Genomic DNA, 20,125 nt, shown 5'->3' on the forward strand with positions numbered 1-20,125 from the left:
GGGGGGCGGGCGCCGGGGGGGGGGCCCCCCCCCCCCCCCGGCTGTGGGTGGCCCGCCGCCTGCACGACTACCGGCACTTGGAGCACCGGCGCGGCCCCGGCGTGCGGCCGTGGGTGCTGTTGGGCAAGGAGGCCGGGCGCGGCCCGGACAACGAGCCGCTGGTGGAGTGCCGCGAGGCGCTGGCGTGGATCGGCGACGACGCCCTGGCCGAGTGCGAGGACCTGGTCGCCGCGCACGCCCGGGAGTGGGGTCCGCTGGACCGGGAGGGGCAGGCAGAATCCGGTGGGTGACCACGAACTGGGCGGGCAGCTTCACCTTCACCGCCGACCGCGTCGAATCCCCCACCTCCGTCGACGACGTCCGCCGCGTGGTGGCCGCCGCGCACCGGGCGCACGTCCTGGGCGCCGGCCACTCGTTCAGCCGGGTCGCCGACACCACCGGCACCCTGATCCGCCTCGACGCGCTGCCCGAGGTGGTCGAACTGGCTGCCGACACGGTCCGGGTGAGCGCCGGCACCCGGCTCGCCGGGCTCGCGGAACGCCTGCACGCCAAGGGTTTCGCGTTGCCCGCCATGCCGTCGCTGCCGCACGTCACGGTGGCCGGCGCGGTCGCCACCGCCACCCACGGCTCCGGCGACGGCGTCGGCACGCTCGCCGACCTGGTCCGGTCGGTCGACCTCGTCACCGCCGACGGCGACCTGGTGACCTACGGGTACGGCGACCCACATTTCGACGGTGTCGTTGTGTCCCTCGGCGCGCTCGGCGTGGTGGTGGCGCTGGAGCTGGCCGTGGTGCCGTCGTTCGACGTCGAGCAGCGGGTGGTGGCGGACGTGCCGCTGGCCGCGCTGGTCGAGCGGTTCGACGACGTGTTCTCCGCCGCCTACAGCGTCAGCGCGTTCACCACCTGGGGCGACACCGCCCGGGTGTGGCTCAAGCGGCGCGTCGGCGACCCGCCCGCCGACCTGGCCTGGACCGGCGGCCACGACGCCACCGTGCCGCTGCACCCCGTCCCCGGCCAGCCCGCCCACCACTGCACCGCCCAGCTCGGCGAACCCGGCCCGTGGCACGAGCGGCTACCGCACTTCCGCGCCGACTTCACCCCGAGCTTCGGCCGCGAACTCCAGTCCGAGTACTTCGTGGCCCGCGAGCACGCCCCCGAGGCGCTGGCCGCGCTGTCCCGGCTCGACTTCGGCGACCTGCTGCTGACTTCCGAGATCCGCACCATCGCCGCCGACCGCCAGTGGCTGAGCCCTACGTTCGAGCGCGCCGGCGTCGCGTTCCACTTCACCTGGCGGCAGGACGAGGCCGTGCACGCCGAACTGGCCCGGATCGAGGACGCGCTGGCGCCGTGGCGGCCCAGGGCGCACTGGGGCAAGCTGTCCGCCCACCCCGGCACGCACCCCGGGCTGCCCCGGTTCGCCGCCCTGCGCGCCGCCCTCGACCCGGCCGGCAAGTTCGGCAACGCGACCCTGGAGGCCTGGCTCAGTCCAGCTCGATGAGGTCCAGGTCCCGCACGCGGTCCGGGTCGGCCAGGATGTGGATCGCCACGATCCGGCCACCCGAGACCGTCATGCCCAGCAGCGAAACCGGCACGCCGTTCTCGCTGGACAGCACGCCCAGGCCGCCGTCGACCAGCACCTGCCGGCCCGCGCGCGAGGCGGAGCGGAACCGCAGCGCCCGACCCGCGACCGCCGCCGCGCCGCGCACCACGGCCCGCTCCGGCTTGAGCGCGCCGAAGTCGACCCGCAGCACCACGTCCGGGTCCAGCACCGCCAGCAGCGCGTCGAAGTCGCCACCGCGCGCGGCGGCCATGAACGCGTCCACCACCTCGCGCTGGCGGCTCAGGTCGTCCGGCGCGGGCGCACCGGTCCGCACCCGCCGCCGCGCCCGGCCGGCCAGCTGGCGGGCCGCGGCCGGGGTGCGCCCGACGATCGGCGCGATCTCCTCGAACGCGACCCCGAACAGGTCGTGCAGCACGAACGCCAGCCGCTCCGCCGGCGTCAGCGTCTCCAGCACCACCAGCAGCGCCAACCCGACCGAGTCGGCCACCACCGCCTCGTGCTCGGGGTCGTCGTCGGTGACCGCCTCGGGCAGGTGGTCGTCCAGCGGGTCCTCCCGCCGCGACGACCGCGACCGCAGCATGTCCAGGCACACCCGCCCGACCACCGTGGTCAGCCAGCCGCCCAGGTTGGCGATCCCGCTCGCGTCCGACCGCTGCAACCGCAGCCACGCCTCCTGGACGGCGTCCTCCGCCTCGCTCATCGAACCCAGCGCCCGGTAGGCCACCGCGCGCAGGTGGGCCCGGTTGGCGTCGAAGCGCTCCGCCAGGAAGGTGGTGTCGTCCACGGTCGACTTCCTCCGATCACGTTGTGCCGTCACCTCCCTGACGAACGTCGCCGCCCGGGTGTGACCGCCGTGATCGGATCACGTCATCCGGGCGAACCGGCGCAGGTGGTCCAGGTCGGGGATGAGCACGTCGCGGCGGTAGTGGCTGATCACCACCCCGGCCTTGCGCAGGTCGCTGAACGCCTTCTCCGCGGTGCGCGGCTTCATGCCGGCGATCGAGGCCAGTTCGACCTTGGTCAGCGGGATGCCCGGGGTCCAGCCGCCGCGTTCCTCCCGGCCGTAGGAGCCGACCAGTTCGGCCAGCACGCGGGCGACCCGTTCGGCGGCGGAGTGCGACAGGAAGTCCCGGCGGCGCTTGTTGGCCCACCGCAACTGGTCGTCGATGACGCCGATCAGCTCGACGAACATGTCGTTGTGGCGGTGCATGAACCCGGTCAGCTCCGCGCTGGTGATCAGCTTGGCGACCACGTCACCGCAGGTCACCACGGTGGCGGAGCGGGGCTTGTGGTCCAGCGCGGCCATCTCGCCGACCAGGTCGCCCGCCACCCGGACCGCGAGCACGGCGGTGTCCCCGGCCTCGTCGGTGACCTGGACCTTGACCATGCCGTCGAGCAGCAGGAACGCGTGGGTGTCGCGGGCGTCCTGCTCGATCAGCTCGCGTTCGCCCGCGTAGCGCACGACCGTGCCGATGGTGAGCAGTTCCTGGCGGGTGTGGTCGCGCAGCCGGCCCAGCAGGCTGTTGGCGGGCCACTGCGGGTCGGTGTTGACCGGGCCGTAGGGGGCGGACACGCGGTACTGCGCTGGGCTGCGGGTCAGCGGGATGGCCGGGCGGGTGCGGCTGAGCAGCAGGGCCGCCTCGTCGACCGGGACGTGGACCCGCTCCAGGTCCAGCGGGTGGGTCTCGCAGGCGCGCAACTGGTGGGCGATCAGCCGGGCGGCGGGGTGGTCGGCGCCGTGCACCGAGGCGACCCGGGCGGCGGCGGTGCGGACGGTGTCCAGCGCGCGGCGGGCCTGGGTGTGGGCGCCCTCGACGCGGGCGACCTCCAGTTCGGCGGCGGCCAGGTTGGACTGGGCGACCAGGGTGTGCGGGTCGTCCGGGCCCAGCCGGGCGAAGGACGTGTCCGCGGCGGCGCGCAGGGCGGGCAGGGCGAGCTGGGTCTGGCCCGCGGCGCGGCGGATGCGGGCCAGCTCGAACTCCGCCGAGGCCAGGTTGGAGCGGGCGACCAGGGCCTTGGGGTGGTGCGGGCCGAGCGCGGTGATCGCCCGGTCGCAGGCCTCGCGCAGGTCGTCGACGGCGGTCTGGGCGTCGTCGGCGCTGCACCGGTCGCGGGCGTCCTGGAACCGGGAGGACAGCAGGTTGACCAGCGCGGCGATCGTGCGCTGGTCGTCCGCGCCGAACGCGGCGGTCGCGCGGCGGTACTCGGCCTCCAGGACGGGGAGGGCGCCGGTGGGGGAGGCCAGCAGGTCCGGGGTGCCGGAGGAGGGGATGACGCCGATGGCGGCCAGGCCCGCGGTGCCGTGGCCGGTGTGCGGGCGGGTGGCGGTGTGGCCGAGGGGCCGCGGTGGGGTCGTGCGCTCCAGCGGCTGGGCGGCGGTGCCGCGCTGGTAGGGCTGCGGTGTGCGCTGGAGGGGCTGCGCGGTGCGCTCGCGCTGGGCGGTGCGCTCCAGTGGCTGCGGGCCGCGCTGGTGGGCGTCGGTGGCGCGCTCCAGAGGTCTGGTGCGCTCGTAGGGCTGGGCGGTGCCGCCGGCGGCGGGGTCGTGGTGGCGGTTGGTGGGCTGGGGGCCGTTGTGCGGTGCGACCGGCTGCGCGGCGGTGGCGGGGGAGTCGGGCCGGCGGGGGCTCGGCGTGTGCGGGCGGGCGTCGAGGGTGGTGCGGGGGTTGGCGGGGTGGGTGATCGGGGTGTCGGCCCGGCGGGCGACGGCGACCAGGGCGCGCTGGTCGCGCACCTTCGAGGCCTCGTCGCTGCCGGGCTCGACCAGGTCGAGCATCGCGTCCAGGAGTTCTTCGCCCGCCTCGGCCGAACCGATCCGGGTCAACGCGGTCACGCAGCGCAGCAGGCGGTCGAGGTGCCGCCGGGCGGTGGTGGCGTCGAGGGTGTCGGCCAGTTCGACCGCCAGGTGCTGGGCCTCGCGGCGGTCGGGGGTCGTGCGCGACAGGACGGATTCGAGTTCGACCACTCGGCTGTTCATCCGGCACTCCAGGTGGCTGGTGGTTTGCATCCGGGGGGCATGGGGTCGACTCGTACTGCCGGCGTGGAATCGATCCCCATAGCGCGGATATCGCTATCTGCGGTGCCGCGTTAGCCCGACCGGTGACATCGTTATGGTAGGAATGGCCGGAACGTCAACACCGGCCGCAAAAGTGCGGAGACCTCGGGTTCTGCCGGCCGGGTGGTGGGTCACGGCCACTTCACCTGGAATTGTCACCGAATGCGCTGGGAGCGCTCCCGGAATTGCGCCGGTTTTCTCGTGGCGAACCGGCCGGCGTCGAATGATTCGACAACTCTGCGTGCTCACCCCCGAGCCCGCGCCCGACCGGTCAAGAACACCCGCATGGGCGAGTTGGGCCATGCGGGTGAGACCGACCGCCACAACGACCGCCCGGGTGCTTCCGGATGCCCCCACCAGCCGACGGCGCTAGCGTGGTGCCGCCCCGGACACCACACCCCCGGCAGGTGCACCGTGCTGACCACGAACTCCGCGCCCGGCACCCCCAACTGGCTGGACATCGGCAGCCCCGACCAGAAGCGCACCGCCGACTTCTACACCGGCGTGTTCGGCTGGGAGACCCGCAGCTTCGACCCCGACGGCGAGTACGCGCTGTTCCTGCACGGCGGCAAGACGGTCGGCGCCGTCGGGTCGCTGGACGAGGGCGCGGCCTCGGCGTGGACGATCTACTTCCACTCGCCCGACGTCGAGACCACCGCGCGGGCCGCGCGCGAGGCCGGCGGGCACGTGCGGCTGGAACCCGTGGACGTGCCCGGCGGCGGGCGGCTGGTGCAGCTGACCGACCCCGGCGGCGCGGAGTTCGCCGCGTTCCAACCCGGCGAGAACCCCGGCCTGGAGCTGGTCACCGAGCCCGGCTCGCTGGCCTGGACCGAGCTGCACAGCCCCGAACCGGACACCGCCCGCGCCTTCTACCGCGCCGTGCTGGGCTGGAACGCCACGGACATGCCGATGGCCGAGGGCCAGTACACGATCTTCACCCCGGCGGGTGGTGACGAGAACTCGTCGTTCGGCGGCGTGACGCCGCTGCAGCCCGGCAACTCCCCGCACTGGCTGCCCTACGTCGAAGTGGTCGACACCGACGCCACCGTCGACAAGAGCACGAAGGCGGGCGGCACGGTCGTGATGCCCGCGACGGACTACGAGGGCGTGGGACGGATGGCGTGGTTGGCCGACCCGTTCGGCGCACGGTTCGCCGTGATCACCAGTTCTGCCTGAGGATCCGTCCGCAAAAACAGGGGTACTGCGAACAGGCGACGTTCCTTGTTGGACGACCGCTCACGTTGCTAGCGTGCCCGAGTCGCTGCCCGGCCGGGATGGGACGAACGGGTGCTCCAGAAGCACCCGACCTGGGAAGTCTCACACCTTCCACCCGATTTTCCACGTCGGGGTGCCCACCGAGCATGGAGGCAGTCGATGACCGTTGCCCACGACGACCCGCACGTCCACCGGCTGTTCGAACGGCTGGCGCTGCTGGCCACCGACCGGCAGGGCGACCCGGACGCGCTCCACGAGCAGCTGGTCGAACTGGCGGTGGCGAACTCGCCGGAGGTGGCGCGGTACTGGAAGCAGGTCGGCACCGGGGTAGGCGTCCCGGCCGACGCGTACAAGGACGGCGGGCCGCACCTGTTCCCCGACGAGCCCGCGGTCCGCGAGTTCCGCACCAGCGGCACGACCGGGGCCGTGCGGGGCCGCGTCCGCTACACCCGCCTTGGCTTGGCGCTCAAGGGCATCGCGATCCGCGCCAACGCCCGCCGCGCCCTGATCCCGGACCCGGTGGAACCCGCCGTGGTGGTGTTCGCGCCCAGCGAGGAGGCCGCGCCGGACATGGCGATCGCCTTCGACATGGCCCGCATCCGCGAGGAGTGCGGCGATCCCCACTACAGCGCGTCGGTCATCGGCGCGGGCGGCGTGGACTACGACCTGCTCGCCCGCACCCTCGACCGGGCCGTGGCGGACGAGGTGCCCGTGGTGATGGTCGGCGCGAGCTTCGCCTACGTCAACGTGTGCGACCGGCTGGAAGCCGAGGGCAGGCGGTGGGAGTTACCGCCCGGCTCGCGGATGTTCGACGGCGGTGGGTTCAAGGGGCGTTCGCGCGTGATGCGGGTGGACGACCTGCGCGACAGCGTCCGGCGGGTGTTCGGGATCGAGCGGTTCGGCAACATCTTCGGCATGACCGAGCTGGCCAACCAGCTCTACGACAGCTCCGACGAACCGGTGGGGCCGCTGGGTGAACGCCCCAAGGCGTGGCAGCACTTCGGCGGGCCGCGCGTCCGCGACCCGCGGACCAGGGAGTTCGTCACCGAGGGGCGCGGTCTGCTGGAGATCACGGACCTGAGCCTGCTCGACCGGCCGCACGTGCTGCTGACCGGCGACCTGGGCATCGCCCACCGCGACGGGGTGGCGATCGCCGGGCGCGTCGCGGGCAGCACCAGCCGGGGCTGCTCGCTGTCGCTGGATGAGCTGACGGGAGGGCAGTGACGGTGTCGGTGTCGTGGCTGCCGGACTGGGTCGGTGCGACCGAGTCCTTCACGCTGTCCTCGGGCGACGACGAGTGGCCCGGTGCGCGCCCGGTCGACTGGGCGTTGACCGGCGAGGGGTTGCGGCGCGCCCACGAACGGCTGCGCGAACTGCCCGTGCGGCGGATCGTCGACGTGGTCGACGTGGTCGCCGAGCGCTGGGCCAAACGCGACTTCCCGTTGCGCCGCAAGGCGGTCGTGGACGCGGTCAAGGTGACGGGCATGTCCGAGGAGACCGTCGACCGCGCCCTGGACGCCGAAGTGGGCAACCTGCGGACCGGGTCCCTGCTGGCCGCCCTGGAACGCGAACTGGGCGACCCGGAGGTGCTCGACGGCTTCCGCGGCGGCACCAGGGCCATCGGTCCGCGGGTCACGCTGGCGGTGTTCTCCGGCAACGTCCCCGGCCTGCCCGCGCGGTCGCTGGTGCGGGCGCTGCTGGTGAAGTCCGCCCTCATCGCGAAGCTCCCGGCCAAGGAACCCAACTTCACCGCCGCGTTCCTGCGCTCCCTGCACGAGGTGGAGCCCGTGCTGGCCGACGCCGTCGTGGCCACGTACTGGAGCCGCAGCGACGACACCACGTTGTCCGCGGCGCTGGAGCAGGCGGACGCGGTCGTCGCCTACGGCAGCGACCAGGCGTGCGCGGCCATCCGCGCGAAGGTCGCGCCGCACCAGGTCTACGAGGAGCACGGCCACAAGCTGTCCTTCGGCATCGTCACCGACGCCTACGCCCGGCTGCACGGCCCCGCCGAGGTGGCGCGCCGGATCGCCGCCGACTGCAGCGACTTCGACCAGCACGCCTGCCTGTCGCCCCAGGTCTACCTGGTGGACCGGCGGCACGCGCGGGCGGTGGCCGAGCACGTCGCCGACGCCATGCGCCGCGCCGCCTCCGACTGTCCACCCGGGACGGTCGACGAGGACGACGCGATCGTGTTGCAGCACCGGAGGATCAACGCCGAGTGGCGGGCCGCGAGCACGGCGTCCGGCGAGGTGTGGGCGGCGAGCGGTCTGGAGTGGACGGTCGTGCTGGACGACGCGCTGCTGCCGCTCAGCGGCGCGGGCAACCGGGTCGCGCGGATCGTCGCGGTGCCCGACCCGGCCGCCGCCGTGGAGCTGATGCGCCCGTACGCCCGGCACCTGCAGAACGTCGGCCTGGGCGCGGTGGGGGAGGAGTTCTGGCGCATCGCCGACCAACTCGCCCGCGTCGGCGCCAGCCGCATCGCCGCGCCCGGTGAGATGAGCCGCGCCGGGTTCGCCTGGCGGCACGACGGTCAGCCGCGCATCGCCGGCCTGGTTCGTTGGTGTGACGTGGAAAACCACCCGGAATCGGCCGCCACGGAGGGCTGAAACCGCCGTACGCTGACCGCGGGTCCCCGTCTCGGCTGGGAGACGGGGACCGGCTCACGACTGGGGGAAGGGTACCGCCATGTCCTTTTCAGGTCTGTGCGAACGGGATGCGCGTCGGGTCGCCGACGCCGTCGACTTCATCGACCGAACCGGCACGCGGGAGGCGTTGGACGCGGTCTTACCGGGCTTGGACCTGGTCCGCCACTTGGACTTCGCGCACGGCGCGCTGCTGGTGGTGGCGCCGGACGTGGACGCCGTCGTGGCGGACCTGGTGCGGCTGGGCGTGCGCCCGCGGGACCCCGTCCCCAGCGTGGTGGTGCGGGACCGGTTGGCGCGGCGACTGGGCCGCGAGGACCTCGACGTGCGGATCGTGCACGCCGTGATCGGTGCCGGGCCGCGCGAGCTGGAGCTTTTCGTGCTGTGCGGTGATTTACCGGACGTGCCGGGGGACGAGGAGCACTTGGCGTTCCGCGCGTCGACCGACGACGAGGTGGTGTTGCGCGGCATCTACGAGCACCTGGCCGACGCCGGCCTCACGCCCGACGGGGGCGGTTACAACAAGCACGAGGACGTGACCGTGCTGTACCTGCGGGGCGCGCGCCGCATGGAGTTGACCGTGCCAGGCCACCGGGAATCCTTGCTGCGCAGGCACTTGGGCCGTCCGGACCAGCCGCGCCGGGACCTGCTGCGGCTGATGAGCGGTGCGTGGCGGACCAGATCCCTGGCTGTGATAGCGGAACTGGGCGTCCCGGACCTGCTTGCCGACGGTCCCCGCGCCACCGCCGACCTGGCCTCGGCGTGCGGGGCGCGGGAGGACAACCTGGGACGCGTGCTGCGCTACCTGGCGGCGCTGGGTGTGTTCGCGCAGGACCACAACGGTTGGGTGCTCACCGAGACCGGCGCTCTGCTGCGCAGCGATGTCGAGGGCTCGCAACGCGACCTGGCCCGTCTCTACGGCGGACTTTTCTACCGGTCGTTCTCGGCCTTGGAACACACCGTCCGCACCGGCGAATCGGCGTTCACGAACGTGTTCGGCGCCGACCCGTTCGACCACTTCGCCGCCCACCCGGCCGACGCGCGCTTGTTCGAGAGCGCGATGGCGGCCGGGACCAGCTTCCTCAAGATCGTCCCCACCGCGCTGGACCTGCCCACCGAGGGCATCGTCGTGGACATCGCGGGCGGCGACGGCCACCTGCTCGGCTACGTCCTGGCCGGCGCCCCGGGCCTGCGCGGTGTGCTGTTCGACCGGCCGCACGTCATGGAGCCGGCGCGGACCGTGCTTTCCCGGTTCGGCTGCGCGGACCGGGTTTCCCTGGTACCCGGCGACTTCTTCCGTGACCCGGTGCCGCCCGGCGGCGCGGTGTACCTGATGTCGCGCATCCTGCACGACTGGGACGACGACCGTTGCACGACCATCCTGCGAGGCATCCGCACCGCCGCCGGGCCGGGCGCGCGGCTGGTGGTCGTCGAACGTCCGGTGCCCGAGACCCACCTGGAGGAACTGCCGCTGGCGTGGGACGTGCACATGATGGTCAACACCGTCCAGGGCCGCGAACGCACCCCGACCGAATTTCGCAACCTGTTGTCCACCAACGGTTTCCGCTTGGACGAGATCCGGCCGCTACCGCTGGACATGGCGGTCCTCACCGCCACCGCCGTCTGACCGTCCCACCGGTCGGAAAACCGCTTCCTCGCCGTCCGGTCGGGCGGCGAGGATGGCGGTATGGCTCATGTGAGCGCTCTCGCAGCCCGGCCGTTCGTCCCGTTGCTGACCGTGAGCCTGCTGTCGGGGGTCGGGTACGCGCTGGCGTTCCCGTTCATGTCGTTGTTCCTGGTGAAGGAACTGGGCGCGAGCCCGTTCGCCACGGGAGCGTTCCTGTTGTGCGGGGCGTTGTCGTCGCTGGTGGTGAGCACTCTCGTCGGCCGGCTGTCCGACGCACGGGCGGTGCGCCGCAACATCATGATCATCGCGTCGATCGCAGGCGGGGTGGGGTACGGCCTCTTCGCCGTTATCCGCACCTACTGGCTGCTCCTGCTCGTGTCCGTAGCCCTGCTCTCCGTGGCATCGGCCCTGATGCCCCAACTGTTCGCCTACGCCCGCCAGGTCCTCGAACGCACCGGCTCAACCCGCGCATCACTGGCCATCAGCGCACTCCGCACCATGATGTCGGTCTCGTGGGTCGGCGGACCCCCGCTGGCCGCCGTGCTGATCGACATCAGCGGGTTCACCGGCCTCTACGGCGCGGCGGCGGTGATCTGCCTGCTCGGTGCGGGCGTGACCGCGTTCACACTGACCGAACCCGGCTCGGCCGAGCCGACCGAATCAACCACCGACGGCACCGGTCCCCGCCGGGAGATCGCGTTCGCCGCCGCGGCGTTCGCCTTGTTGCAGGGCGCCACCTCGGTCGGGGTGGTCGCGATGCCGCTGTACATCACCGATGTTCTGCGCGGCTCCACGTCCGACGCCGGCCTGGTACTGGGCCTGTGCGCCGCCTTGGAGATCCCGTTGATGCTGGCCTTCGGCGCCCTGGGCATGCGGATCGAGCTGCGACGCATCGTCCTGGCCGGTGGTGTCGTGGCGCCGGCCTACTACGGCGTCATGCTCACAACATCAACCACCTGGCAAGTCGCGGCAGCTCAAGTCCTCCACGCCACGGTCATCTCGGCCGTGATGGGCGTGGGCATCACCTACTTCCAGGACATCGCGCCGGACCGACCTGGTTACGCCACGACCATGTACACCAACACCATGAAGGTCAGCGGCATGCTGTCCGGTCCGCTGCTGGCCTTGTCAGCCGTCTTCGGCTACCGAAGCGCCTACGCCATCGGCCTGGTGATGTCCGCCCTGGGCCTCCTCTTCCTCTTGGCCACCCGCCGCAACGAACGAGTTCATCAGGTCGCGTGAAACCCCACGAGATCTCCGCCCTTTTCGGGAGAAGCCCCCGCCACACCTTGCTAGACCTTTCCCCACAGGGGAGGGGCCGAATGGCGGACGAGCCGGACAGTTGGATCACCAAGAACGGCAAGCGGATACCGATCTACAACAAGCGCGGCAATGCCGGGGCGGTGCTGCTCGCGGGGGTGGTGGCGGTCGGCGCGTTGAGCGCCGGGGGCGCCGGGGTCAGCACCATCGGGGAGTTGGCCGGCAGCGCGTCGAGTAGCGGACAGAGCATGTCGGTCCGCAAGTCGGAAGGCCGGAAGGACGCCAGACGGGGCGACTCCGACGCCGCCTGGCGGCGCTTCGGGATGCGCGAACGCCGCCGAACACCCACCCAGCAGGCGGAGTGCATCGCGTCGTCCTTCGGGCAGGTGCAGGAGTACTTCCTCAACCACCGGTGCACCTCGATGGACAAGATCCTCATCGCCCTCGACGACGACGCCGGCAACACCGCGCTCATCTCGGTCGTCTGGACGAGCTTCGGCACCACCCGGGACGCCGACCGGTTCAAACGCCTCATGGACAAGCACGGCACCGGCGACATCAGGCCACTGCCCGCCGAACTCCTGGCCCTGCCCCCCACCACCTTCCACGGCCACAACTACGGCTCGGACCAGGACCGGACCACCATCACCACCGCCGAAGCCGAGTCCGCCACCGGCCACCTGCCCCCGGACCTGCTGGACGCCCTGGCCAAGACCGCCTCCGCCCTACCCAAGCCCTGATCCGGTGAAGGCGGCCTTCCGGGCGGCGCGTCGCAGGGTCCGGAGCAGCACAGGACCGGTGACCAGCACCAACACCACGGTCGTCACCGCCCGCCCGACATCCCACCCCAACGAGGTGGCCAGGCTGAACCCCACCAACCGCACCAGGTTGTCCCCCAACGGCGCACCCGGCACATAGGACACGCTCGTGCTCCCGGCACTCAACGCGAACGGCCAGAACGACAGGTTGAGCAGCAACCCGTACACCACCGAGGCCACCGCGCTGTACCCGGCCAACACCACCAGCTCGACCCGCCCGCGCATCGCCGGCAGCAACCCGGCCCCCAGCCCGACCCACGACGACGCCAGCATCTGGTAGGGCAGCCAAGGCCCGATCCCACCGGTCAGCAGGGCCGACGCGAACAGCATCGTGTTGCCCAGCACGAAACCGAACCCCGGCCCGAACACCCGCCCACCCAGCACGAGCAGGAAGAACACGGTCTCGATCCCCGCCGTCCCCGCGCCCAACGGCCGGATCGCCGCACCCAACGCCGACAGCACGCCGAGCATGGCCACGGCCTTCGCGTCCATCCCGCCGGAACTGATCTCCGCCAGCGCCACGGCCAACACCAACGGCAACAACAAGGCGAACAGCCACGGGGCCTCGACGCTCACACCCCCGGCGGGCACGAACAACGGCCAGCAGAACGCCGCCACGCCGATCACCGCCGACCCGCCCAGGGCCACCGCCGCACGCGCACGGATCGGAACGCTCATCGTGCCGCCAAAGCCCGCGCCACATCCCCCACGGTCAGCCACGGCAACGGCGCCAACACCTTCGCGACCTGCGGCGAGAACGTCGGCGACGCGGTCACCACCTCCCCGGTGGAGCCGTCGGCCACCACCTCGCCGTCCGCCAGCACCACCACCCGGGTCGCGTACTCGGCCACGAACTCCACGTCGTGCGTGGCCAACACCACCGCGTGCCCCAACTCCGCCAGCGCCTCGGCCAACCGCGTCTTGGCCGGGTAGTCCAGCCCCCGCGTCGGCTCGTCCAAAAGAACGACCTTGGGCGACGGGGTCAGCGCCACCGCCAGCACCAGCGCGAGCCGCTGACCCTCCGACAGGTCACGCGGATGCCGGTCGTCAGGAACGCCCGGCGCCAACCGGTCCAACAAAGCACGGCACGTCCCCGCCTCCCGCCCAGACTCACGGTCGGCCTGCCGACACTCCTCCCCAACGGTGTGCAGGTACAGCAGGTCACCAGGCTGCTGCGGCACCAACCCCACCGCACGCCGCCGTGGCCCGGGCTTCAGCGAAGCAGGATCGACTCCCTCCACCAGCACCTCGCCGCCGGACCGCTTCCCGCTGCCCTGCAACGCCCACAGCAGGCTCGACTTCCCGGACCCGTTGCGCCCCATCAACGCCACCCGCTCACCGGCGCCGACCGCCAGCGACACGCCCCGGACCGCCTCCACCGAGCCATAACGCACCCGGACGTCAGCAGCCCGCATCACCTCGGCACCAACCGGAGGCGCCACCGACGCCGGCGAACCCAAAGACGACCGCAGCTCCCCGGCCCGCCGCCGCGCGTCCCGGATGGACACCGGCACCGGCTCCCACCCGGCCAACTGCCCCAACCGCACCACGGGTGGCGCGACGGGAGCCGACGCCAACACGGAACCGGGATCACCCGCGACGACTGTGCCGTCCGACGACAGCCACACCACGCGATCCGCGTACTGGGCCACACGCTCCAGCCGGTGTTCGGCGATCAGCACGGTCATGCCCAGGTCGTGCACCAACCGGTGCAGCGCGGCCAGGACGTCCTCCGCCGCGCCCGGATCCAGCGCCGACGTGGGCTCGTCCAGCACCAACACCTTGGGATGGGCGGTGAGGGCCGCGCCGACCGCGACACGTTGTTGCTGCCCACCAGATAGCGTGGCCAGCGGTCGGTGGCGCAGGTCGGCCAGGCCCAGCAAATCAAGAGTCTCCTCGACCCGCTTGCGCATCACCGGGTTGGGCAGGCCCAGCGACTCCATGGAGTACGCCAGCTCCTCCTCGACCGAGTCGGTGACGAACCCGGCCTGCGGGTCCTGCCCGACCAGCCCCACCACGTCGGCGAGTTCGCGGGGCGGGTTGGTCCGCGTGTCGCGGCCGTCGACCAGGACCCGCCCGCCGAGCACACCGCCCGAAAAATGGGGGACCAGGCCGTTGACCGCGCGCAACAGGGTCGATTTGCCCGCCCCGGTCCGGCCGACGACCAGGCACAGCTCGCCCTCCGGCACCTCCAGGTCCACCCCGGACAGCGCGGGACCGGACGCGCCGGGGTAGGTGAACGAGACGTCCTCGAACCGGATCATGGCTTCTTCCGATCGGCGATCAGCACGGGCGCGAGCGCGCACAGCAGTCCCAGCGCGGGCAGCAGCGGCAGGTCGGGCGCGGTCAACGGGACGGTCGGCATCACCAGGTCCGGCCCCAGCACGGCCGTCACCGCCGCGATCAACCCGGACCCGACGACCAGCGCTTCCCGCGTTCCCCAGGTGTCGGGCCGGTACCGGCTGCGCCGCACCCGCCGCGACCCCGTCCACAACCCGGCCGCCGCCGGCACAGCACCCACCACCAGCACCGGAACACCGGCCGAACCGCCGTCCAGCAGCGCGTACGCGCCGACGCACAACCCGACCAGCCCGCCCAGCACCAGGAACCCGGTCAGCACCCGGGTCCGCGTGGGAAGGCCGGCGTGCCGGCCGTAGCCGCGCGAGTCCATCGCCGCCGCCAGGACGAGCGACCGTTCGAACGCGCCCTCCAGCACCGGCACCAGCAGCAGCTTCACCGCCCGCACCCCGCGCACGACGTCACCGCGCAACGCCCGCGCCCGCCGCACCGACCGCGCACTGGCCACCAACTGCGGCGCGACGGTCATGGCCACCACGACCGCCACGCTGACCTCGTAGAGCGCGGCGGGCAGCGACCGGAGCAGCCGCTTGGCGTTGGCCAGGGCGTTGGCCGCGCCGACGCAGCACAGCAGGGTGGCGAGCTGGAGTCCTTGGCACAGCGCGAAGACCAGGCCCTCGGCGGTCAGCGGTCCGCCGAGCCGGATGCCGCGCGCCCAGTCCGGCAGCGGCACCTCGGGCAGGTCGAGCAGGACGGTCGGCCCGTCGACCCCGCCCAGCAGGACGTGGAAGAGCACCCGGATGCCCAGCACGGCGAGCCCGAACTTGAAGAACATGTCGTAGGAGTCGGCCCACGGGGTGTCCTGCCGGCAGGTGACGGCGACGAACCCGGCGACCGCGACCACCAGCCCGAGCACGACGGGGTTCGTGGCCCGACTGGCGACGACCGCCAACCCCAACGCCCACAGCCACCACGCGCCGGGGTGCACCGCCCCGCTCACGAACCGGACTCGGCCCGGCGTCGGGCGACCCACCAGCTCGCCGCGCCCAACGCGGCCATCACACCCACCCCGACGATCAACCCGACCGGCACACCACCGCCGTCCGGTGACTGCCCCGCCGTCGGCACCACACCCGCCGAGCTCGAGGTGGCGCTGGGCTGCCCGGACTCGCCGGCCGAGGTCGGTGCGACCGACTCGCCGGTGCTGGGCTGAGCCGGCGCATCCGACTGACCGGTCGCACTCGGCTGCCCAGTTCCCGGCTGCCCGGCCCCCGGCTGGCCGGTCGAGGTCGGTTGTGCGGCCCCCGGTTGGTTCGGCGCGGGCTGGTTGGGCGCGGGCTGAACCGGCGGCACAGGCTGGGGTTGCGGCTGGGGCTGGGGAGCCGGCGCGGGCGGTGCGATGCCGGGCTGACCACCCGCCCCGAACGCCCACCCCTCGACACTGCCCGGCGCCGGGTCGTACCCCGACGCCCCGGCACTGCTGTAACTCCACGACCCACCAGGCGCGCCGTGCCAGTACGACCAATAAGCCGTGTTCGGCGCGGCGTTCACACAAGGATCACTCGCCGGGGCACCGTTGATCCGGCACACGAACCCGGGCTGCCTGCTCGCCAGGTCGAACGCGAACCCCGCCCCGCCCAGCGCCGCCAACCCACTGGCCGGATCACCGGGAGCACACCCGGTCCGCACCCCGCCGCCCAACGACCCGAAGTCCACCACCACGGTCACCCCGGAGCACCCGGCCGCCGACGCCGGCGCAGGAGCGCCCAGCAGCGCCAACCCCAGCGCCACCAGCGGCGCGAAGGCCTTCATCGGCGAACGGGAGCGAGCCGGCGACGGCCCAGGAACAGCGCCAGCGCACCGGCCACGACCAGCAACGTGCCCAACCACAGCGCCGGCGCGACCGGCACACCGGTGCGAGCCAGCACCTCGGGCTGCTGCGCTTGCGGGCCGGCGACCGGAGCGTCCGAAGTGGTGGGAACCCCGACCGTGGTCGTCGTCGCCGGGCAGTCCAGCACGGGCGCGGAGGCCTTGGCCCCCGACGACGACAGCGTCGCGAACCCGGTGCCCACCAGGCCCAACACCGCCTGCGAGGTGGCGCGGTTGGCGTTGGCGGGGGAGAAGCCCTTGGCGTCGTAGGAGATCGCGCCCGCGTTCACATCCCCACAACCCACCTGCAACGCCTTCAAGTACGCGACCGCCTTGTCCGCGGCAGCCGCGGAACCCGCGACGCGCAGCGCCTGCGCGGCCAGACCTGTCGTGTTGGCGTTGGTCGTCGTGCCCGCCTCACCCGGCAACAACACGTCGATGAACCCGCCGTCCGCCTGCTGCTGCTTGACCAGCCACGACACACCCGCCGCCGCGTCCTCGGCGCGGTCGGCGGCGAGGAGGGCCTGGATGGCCATCGCGGTCGCGTCGACCTGCGGCACGCACGTGGCCTGCTCCAAATTCAGCGGGAACCCGCCGCCCGGGCAGGCGCTCTTCGCCAGGTAGTCCACGGCGGCCTTGGGCGCGGTGCCGTGCCGCTCCAGCGCCAGAACGGCGAAGGACTGGCTGAAGCCGTTGCTGTAGTCGCCGGGGTAGGGCGACTTGTCGGAGAACCGGCCGGACGCGGTGATCAGCGAGTTCAGCCCGGCGATCAGGTCCACGCCGCCGAACGCGGTCGGGTCCTCGCCGCGCACCTGGGCGGTCAGGGCGAGCTTGGCGTAGGCGCCCGCGTAGAGGGAGTCCTTGGGGTCGCCGATGTAGCCGGGCAGCACCTCGGGCTCGGCCAGCCACGCGGTCGCCTTGAGCGCGTTGTCCTCGGCGACACCGGCCGCGGCGAACGCGAGGACGGCGTCGATCGTGCCGCCGTGGTCGGGGTAGAGCTTGCCGCCGTAGTCGACCTCGAACCGCTCGCCGTCGACGAGTTGGCGGGCCAGCCAGCCCGCGCCGGCCTCGGCGGACGACGTGGTGACGGGTTGGGCGGAGGCGGGCGCGGCCACGAGGACGGCCAGCGCGACGGCGGCGGCGACGGTGGCGGTCCGTCTGATCGACATGGTGGGAGCCTTTCCGGGTACGGCGTCTGAGCGGACCCCGGACAGCCGTCACCGCACCACCCAGGCTCCGACCCGCTGACCTCGACGGGTGTCTGGAGCGTTGCGCGCATGGCAGGCGTTCGGGCTCGTCCGGGTGGACCTACCGTTGCGGGTCAGCGCCGGACTTCGACCGGCTTCCCCCGCACATGCGCGATTGCAGATCGTCTGTCACACGACATGGCATGTCAATCCGCCTGTAGCGCGATGCTCCTCACTCGTTCCTACCGTTACCGTCGGTCGATCAATCCTGGGGAAGAGGGGTGTGGAATGGCGACTCTGGCGTCGGTGCGCGACGGCCTTGTGGCGTGGGTCGCACGGCGTTCGGTCACGCGTTGGGTCATGGGGAGGATCGGTTCACGCGCGTTGTCGCTGCTCCCGGACCGGGCGCTGGTGCCGTTGAAGCGCGACGGGGTGGTTCCCGTGCCCGAGTTGGAGCGGATGCGCCAGTCCGGCCCGATCCACCGGCTCCCGGTGCCGTTCGGCGTCCGGGTGTGGTTGGTCACGGGCCAGGACGAGGCGAAAAAAGTGCTTTCCGACACAGACGCGTTCAGCAACGACTACGCGCGGCTGGGCGCGGCGGTGGGGCGGGTGGAGCAGACGCCCGGTGGTCTCGGGTTCGCCGACCCGCCGGACCACACGCGGCTGCGCAAGCTGCTCACGCCCGAGTTCACGATGCGCCGGCTGGCGCGGCTGGTGCCGCGGATCGACGAGATCGTGACCGAGCGGCTGGACGCGATGGAGGCCGCGGACGGGCCGGTCGACCTGGTGCAGGAGTTCGCGCTGCCCATCCCGTCGCTGACGATCTGCGAGCTGCTGGGCGTGCCCTACGAGGACCGGGCGCGGTTCCAGGAGCTGGCGGCGGCGCGGTTCGACCTGTTCGGGGGCGCGACGCAGGCGCTCGGGGCGATCTCCGAGTCGCTGAAGTACATGGAGCAGATCGTCCGCAAGGAGCGGAAGAACCCGGGTGACGGGCTGATCGGCATGATCATCCGCGAGCACGGGGACGAGGTCAGCGACGAGGAGCTGGCGGGCCTGGCGGACGGCGTGCTCACCGGCGGCTTCGACACCACCGCGAGCATGTTGGCGCTGGGCGCGATCGTGCTGATGAGCGACCCGGAGGCACGGGCGCGCATGGCCGACGACGACGCGGCCGTGGGTCCGGTGGTGGAGGAGCTGCTGCGGCACCTGACCGTGGTGCAGGTGGCGTTCCCGCGGTTCGCCAAGCACGACATGGTGATCGCGGACACGCCGATCCAGGAGGGGGACGTCGTGGTGGTGTCGCTGGCCGCGGCCAACCGCGAGGGCCTGGACCGGCTGGACTTCGACTCGGCGCGCAAGGTGTCGCAGCACCTGGCGTTCGGCTACGGCGCGCACCGCTGCGTGGGCGCGGAGCTGGCGCGGATGGAGCTGCGGGCGGCGTACCCGGCGCTGGTGCGGCGGTTCCCGCACCTGCGGATGGCGGAGGAACGGCCGCCGTTCCGCACGGCGTCCATCGTGCACGGTGTGGAAGCGCTGTGGGTCCACACGCGACCGTGAAGTAGCGCTTAAAGCGGCTCAATAAGCCTTCACTTTTTCTGATGGGTGTCGCGGGGCACCGTGAAGGCATGACGAGTCGATCGGTGCTGCGGACGGGCGTACTGGCCCTGCTGTGGGGGTCATGTTTTCTTTGGATCGAACTGGCCCTCACCGGCCTGACGCCCGTCCAGCTCACCGTGATCCGCTGCGCGCTGGGCGCGGCGGTGCTGCTGGTGCTCGCCCGGGTGGGCGGCCAGCGGCTGCCGCGTTCGGCGCGCACGTGGGGACACCTCGCCGTGGCCGCGCTGTTCTGCAACGCCGTGCCGTTCGCGTTGTTCGCGATCGGGCAGCAGAGCGTGGACTCGGGTGTCGCGGGCGTGATCAACGCGACGACCCCGTTGTGGTCGCTGCTGATCGGGTTCTCGCTGGGTCTGGACCGCGACCTGCGGCCGGTCCGGTTGGGCGGGCTGGCCCTGGGTTTCGCCGGGGTGGTGCTGATCTTCGCGCCGTGGCAGCAGAACGGCCTGATGGGGCTGGGTGCGCCGGCGCTGCTCGGCGCGGCGGCCAGCTACGCCGTGGCCTTCACCTACATGGGCCGCCACCTGGTCGGCAAGGGCGGTCCGATGGCGATCTCCGCCGCCCAGTTGGCGACGGCGACCGCGTGGAGCGCCCTGGCCCTGCCGTCGTCGGGTCCGGCGCACCCCAACGTGACCGCGATCGTGGCGGTGATCGTCCTCGGCGTGTTCGGCACCGGGGCGACCTTCGTCCTGAACTACCGGATCATCGAGGACGAAGGCCCGACGGCCGCCGCGACGGTCGGTTACCTGCTGCCCGTGGTGTCCGTGGCGCTGGGCGCGATCGTGCTGGGGGAGCCGTTGACGGTGCGGGTCGTCCTCGGCATGGCGGTAGTCCTCGCCGGCGTCGCCATGACCCGGCTGGCGGTTCCCCGGCGGCCACAAGAAGTGTCCAGTCGTCACCACTTCACGGTTATCTCGACCGAGCGTGAGCACGCGGGCGGCTGTTCAGTGGATGACCGTTGACCGGCGGTGAGACGCTGATC

At 72.5% G+C, this 20,125-nt stretch carries 17 protein-coding genes and 1 riboswitch; of the genes, 10 read left to right on the forward strand and 7 right to left on the reverse strand.

Features of this window, described 5'->3' with window-relative positions; translation table 11 throughout:
* Together RIN75_RS06615 and RIN75_RS06620 are read left to right on the forward strand one after the other, a co-directional pair.
* Positions 1 to 290 (forward strand): DUF6098 family protein (locus tag RIN75_RS06615; protein ID WP_309110888.1); only part of this gene is annotated, 290 nt, incomplete at its 5' end.
* The gene (locus RIN75_RS06620; RefSeq protein WP_309110889.1) at positions 287 to 1,498 is read left to right on the forward strand and encodes an FAD-binding protein; all 1,212 of its coding nucleotides are present in this window, start codon (positions 287 to 289) and stop codon (positions 1,496 to 1,498) included. The genes RIN75_RS06615 and RIN75_RS06620, both read left to right, overlap by 4 nt.
* On the opposite strand, the gene RIN75_RS06625 is transcribed toward RIN75_RS06620, so the two are convergent.
* Together RIN75_RS06625 and RIN75_RS06630 are read right to left on the reverse strand one after the other, a co-directional pair.
* Complete coding sequence (locus RIN75_RS06625) at positions 1,482 to 2,345, reverse strand: sigma-70 family RNA polymerase sigma factor (protein WP_309110890.1); 864 nt, start codon at positions 2,343 to 2,345, stop codon at positions 1,482 to 1,484. The two genes, RIN75_RS06620 and RIN75_RS06625, sit on opposite strands and share 17 nt — an antisense overlap.
* 78 nt (positions 2,346 to 2,423) lie before the next feature.
* On the reverse strand, positions 2,424 to 4,535 hold the full coding sequence (locus tag RIN75_RS06630; RefSeq protein WP_309110891.1) for a cyclic nucleotide-binding domain-containing protein: 2,112 nt from the start codon (positions 4,533 to 4,535) through the stop codon (positions 2,424 to 2,426).
* 492 nt (positions 4,536 to 5,027) lie between these two features.
* Between RIN75_RS06630 and RIN75_RS06635 the strand changes: the two genes are divergently transcribed.
* The 6 genes from RIN75_RS06635 to RIN75_RS06660 all read left to right on the forward strand — a co-directional run bounded on the left by RIN75_RS06635 (position 5,028) and on the right by RIN75_RS06660 (position 12,097).
* Positions 5,028 to 5,789, forward strand: a complete 762-nt coding sequence (locus RIN75_RS06635) for a VOC family protein (protein WP_309110892.1) — start codon at positions 5,028 to 5,030, stop codon at positions 5,787 to 5,789.
* A 198-nt stretch (positions 5,790 to 5,987) separates the two neighbouring features.
* The gene (locus RIN75_RS06640; protein ID WP_309110893.1) at positions 5,988 to 7,052 is read left to right on the forward strand and encodes an acyl-CoA reductase; all 1,065 of its coding nucleotides are present in this window, start codon (positions 5,988 to 5,990) and stop codon (positions 7,050 to 7,052) included.
* Positions 7,049 to 8,434 (forward strand): acyl-CoA reductase, encoded by a 1,386-nt coding sequence (locus RIN75_RS06645; protein ID WP_309110894.1) that lies wholly within the window; start codon positions 7,049 to 7,051, stop codon positions 8,432 to 8,434. The genes RIN75_RS06640 and RIN75_RS06645 overlap by 4 nt, the downstream gene beginning before the upstream one ends.
* A gap of 79 nt (positions 8,435 to 8,513) precedes the next feature.
* On the forward strand, positions 8,514 to 10,097 hold the full coding sequence (locus RIN75_RS06650; protein ID WP_309110895.1) for a methyltransferase: 1,584 nt from the start codon (positions 8,514 to 8,516) through the stop codon (positions 10,095 to 10,097).
* A gap of 60 nt (positions 10,098 to 10,157) precedes the next feature.
* Positions 10,158 to 11,339 carry a sugar efflux transporter gene (locus tag RIN75_RS06655; RefSeq protein ID WP_309110896.1) on the forward strand — a complete coding sequence of 394 codons (1,182 nt, stop codon included), beginning with the start codon at positions 10,158 to 10,160 and terminating at the stop codon, positions 11,337 to 11,339.
* 80 nt (positions 11,340 to 11,419) lie between these two features.
* Complete coding sequence (locus tag RIN75_RS06660) at positions 11,420 to 12,097, forward strand: hypothetical protein (protein WP_309110897.1); 678 nt, start codon at positions 11,420 to 11,422, stop codon at positions 12,095 to 12,097.
* On the opposite strand, the gene RIN75_RS06665 is transcribed toward RIN75_RS06660, so the two are convergent.
* The 5 genes from RIN75_RS06665 to RIN75_RS06685 are packed head-to-tail and all read right to left on the reverse strand — an operon-like array spanning position 12,083 to position 17,511.
* Positions 12,083 to 12,853 carry an ECF transporter S component gene (locus tag RIN75_RS06665; protein WP_309110898.1) on the reverse strand — a complete coding sequence of 257 codons (771 nt, stop codon included), beginning with the start codon at positions 12,851 to 12,853 and terminating at the stop codon, positions 12,083 to 12,085. The two genes, RIN75_RS06660 and RIN75_RS06665, sit on opposite strands and share 15 nt — an antisense overlap.
* The gene (locus tag RIN75_RS06670) at positions 12,850 to 14,439 is read right to left on the reverse strand and encodes an ATP-binding cassette domain-containing protein (protein WP_309110899.1); all 1,590 of its coding nucleotides are present in this window, start codon (positions 14,437 to 14,439) and stop codon (positions 12,850 to 12,852) included. The genes RIN75_RS06665 and RIN75_RS06670 overlap by 4 nt, the downstream gene beginning before the upstream one ends.
* Positions 14,436 to 15,473 carry an energy-coupling factor transporter transmembrane component T gene (locus RIN75_RS06675; protein WP_309110900.1) on the reverse strand — a complete coding sequence of 346 codons (1,038 nt, stop codon included), beginning with the start codon at positions 15,471 to 15,473 and terminating at the stop codon, positions 14,436 to 14,438. Before RIN75_RS06675 ends, RIN75_RS06670 begins: the two co-directional genes overlap by 4 nt.
* Entirely contained in the window at positions 15,470 to 16,285 is an 816-nt protein-coding gene (locus RIN75_RS06680) for a hypothetical protein (protein ID WP_309110901.1), read from the reverse strand. The genes RIN75_RS06675 and RIN75_RS06680 overlap by 4 nt, the downstream gene beginning before the upstream one ends.
* Positions 16,282 to 17,511, reverse strand: a complete 1,230-nt coding sequence (locus RIN75_RS06685) for a prenyltransferase/squalene oxidase repeat-containing protein (protein ID WP_309110902.1) — start codon at positions 17,509 to 17,511, stop codon at positions 16,282 to 16,284. Before RIN75_RS06685 ends, RIN75_RS06680 begins: the two co-directional genes overlap by 4 nt.
* 92 nt (positions 17,512 to 17,603) lie before the next feature.
* A riboswitch (cobalamin riboswitch) is annotated at positions 17,604 to 17,721 on the reverse strand.
* Between the two features lie 96 nt (positions 17,722 to 17,817).
* Here RIN75_RS06685 and RIN75_RS06690 point away from each other — a divergent pair.
* Positions 17,818 to 19,086: a cytochrome P450 gene (locus RIN75_RS06690; RefSeq protein WP_375295922.1), complete on the forward strand. Its 1,269-nt coding sequence runs from the start codon at positions 17,818 to 17,820 to the stop codon at positions 19,084 to 19,086.
* A 68-nt stretch (positions 19,087 to 19,154) separates the two neighbouring features.
* Positions 19,155 to 20,105 (forward strand): DMT family transporter, encoded by a 951-nt coding sequence (locus RIN75_RS06695; protein WP_309110904.1) that lies wholly within the window; start codon positions 19,155 to 19,157, stop codon positions 20,103 to 20,105.
* The last annotated feature ends 20 nt before the right edge of the window (positions 20,106 to 20,125 follow it).

The sequence above is a fragment of the Saccharothrix sp. genome, assembly GCF_031180885.1.
Classification (GTDB): domain Bacteria; phylum Actinomycetota; class Actinomycetes; order Mycobacteriales; family Pseudonocardiaceae; genus Actinosynnema.

Bases quoted from the DNA above. Each gene is read 5' to 3' on its own strand.
- RIN75_RS06630 (WP_309110891.1), bottom strand. From the start codon at position 4,535: ATGAACAGCCGAGTGGTCGAACTCGAATCCGTCCTGTCGCGCACGACC.
- RIN75_RS06640 (WP_309110893.1), top strand. From the start codon at position 5,988: ATGACCGTTGCCCACGACGACCCGCACGTCCACCGGCTGTTCGAACGG.
- RIN75_RS06650 (WP_309110895.1), top strand. From the start codon at position 8,514: ATGTCCTTTTCAGGTCTGTGCGAACGGGATGCGCGTCGGGTCGCCGAC.
- RIN75_RS06655 (WP_309110896.1), top strand. From the start codon at position 10,158: ATGGCTCATGTGAGCGCTCTCGCAGCCCGGCCGTTCGTCCCGTTGCTG.
- RIN75_RS06660 (WP_309110897.1), top strand. From the start codon at position 11,420: ATGGCGGACGAGCCGGACAGTTGGATCACCAAGAACGGCAAGCGGATA.
- RIN75_RS06665 (WP_309110898.1), bottom strand. From the start codon at position 12,853: ATGAGCGTTCCGATCCGTGCGCGTGCGGCGGTGGCCCTGGGCGGGTCG.
- RIN75_RS06670 (WP_309110899.1), bottom strand. From the start codon at position 14,439: ATGATCCGGTTCGAGGACGTCTCGTTCACCTACCCCGGCGCGTCCGGT.
- RIN75_RS06680 (WP_309110901.1), bottom strand. From the start codon at position 16,285: ATGAAGGCCTTCGCGCCGCTGGTGGCGCTGGGGTTGGCGCTGCTGGGC.
- RIN75_RS06685 (WP_309110902.1), bottom strand. From the start codon at position 17,511: ATGTCGATCAGACGGACCGCCACCGTCGCCGCCGCCGTCGCGCTGGCC.
- RIN75_RS06690 (WP_375295922.1), top strand. From the start codon at position 17,818: ATGGCGACTCTGGCGTCGGTGCGCGACGGCCTTGTGGCGTGGGTCGCA.
- RIN75_RS06695 (WP_309110904.1), top strand. From the start codon at position 19,155: ATGACGAGTCGATCGGTGCTGCGGACGGGCGTACTGGCCCTGCTGTGG.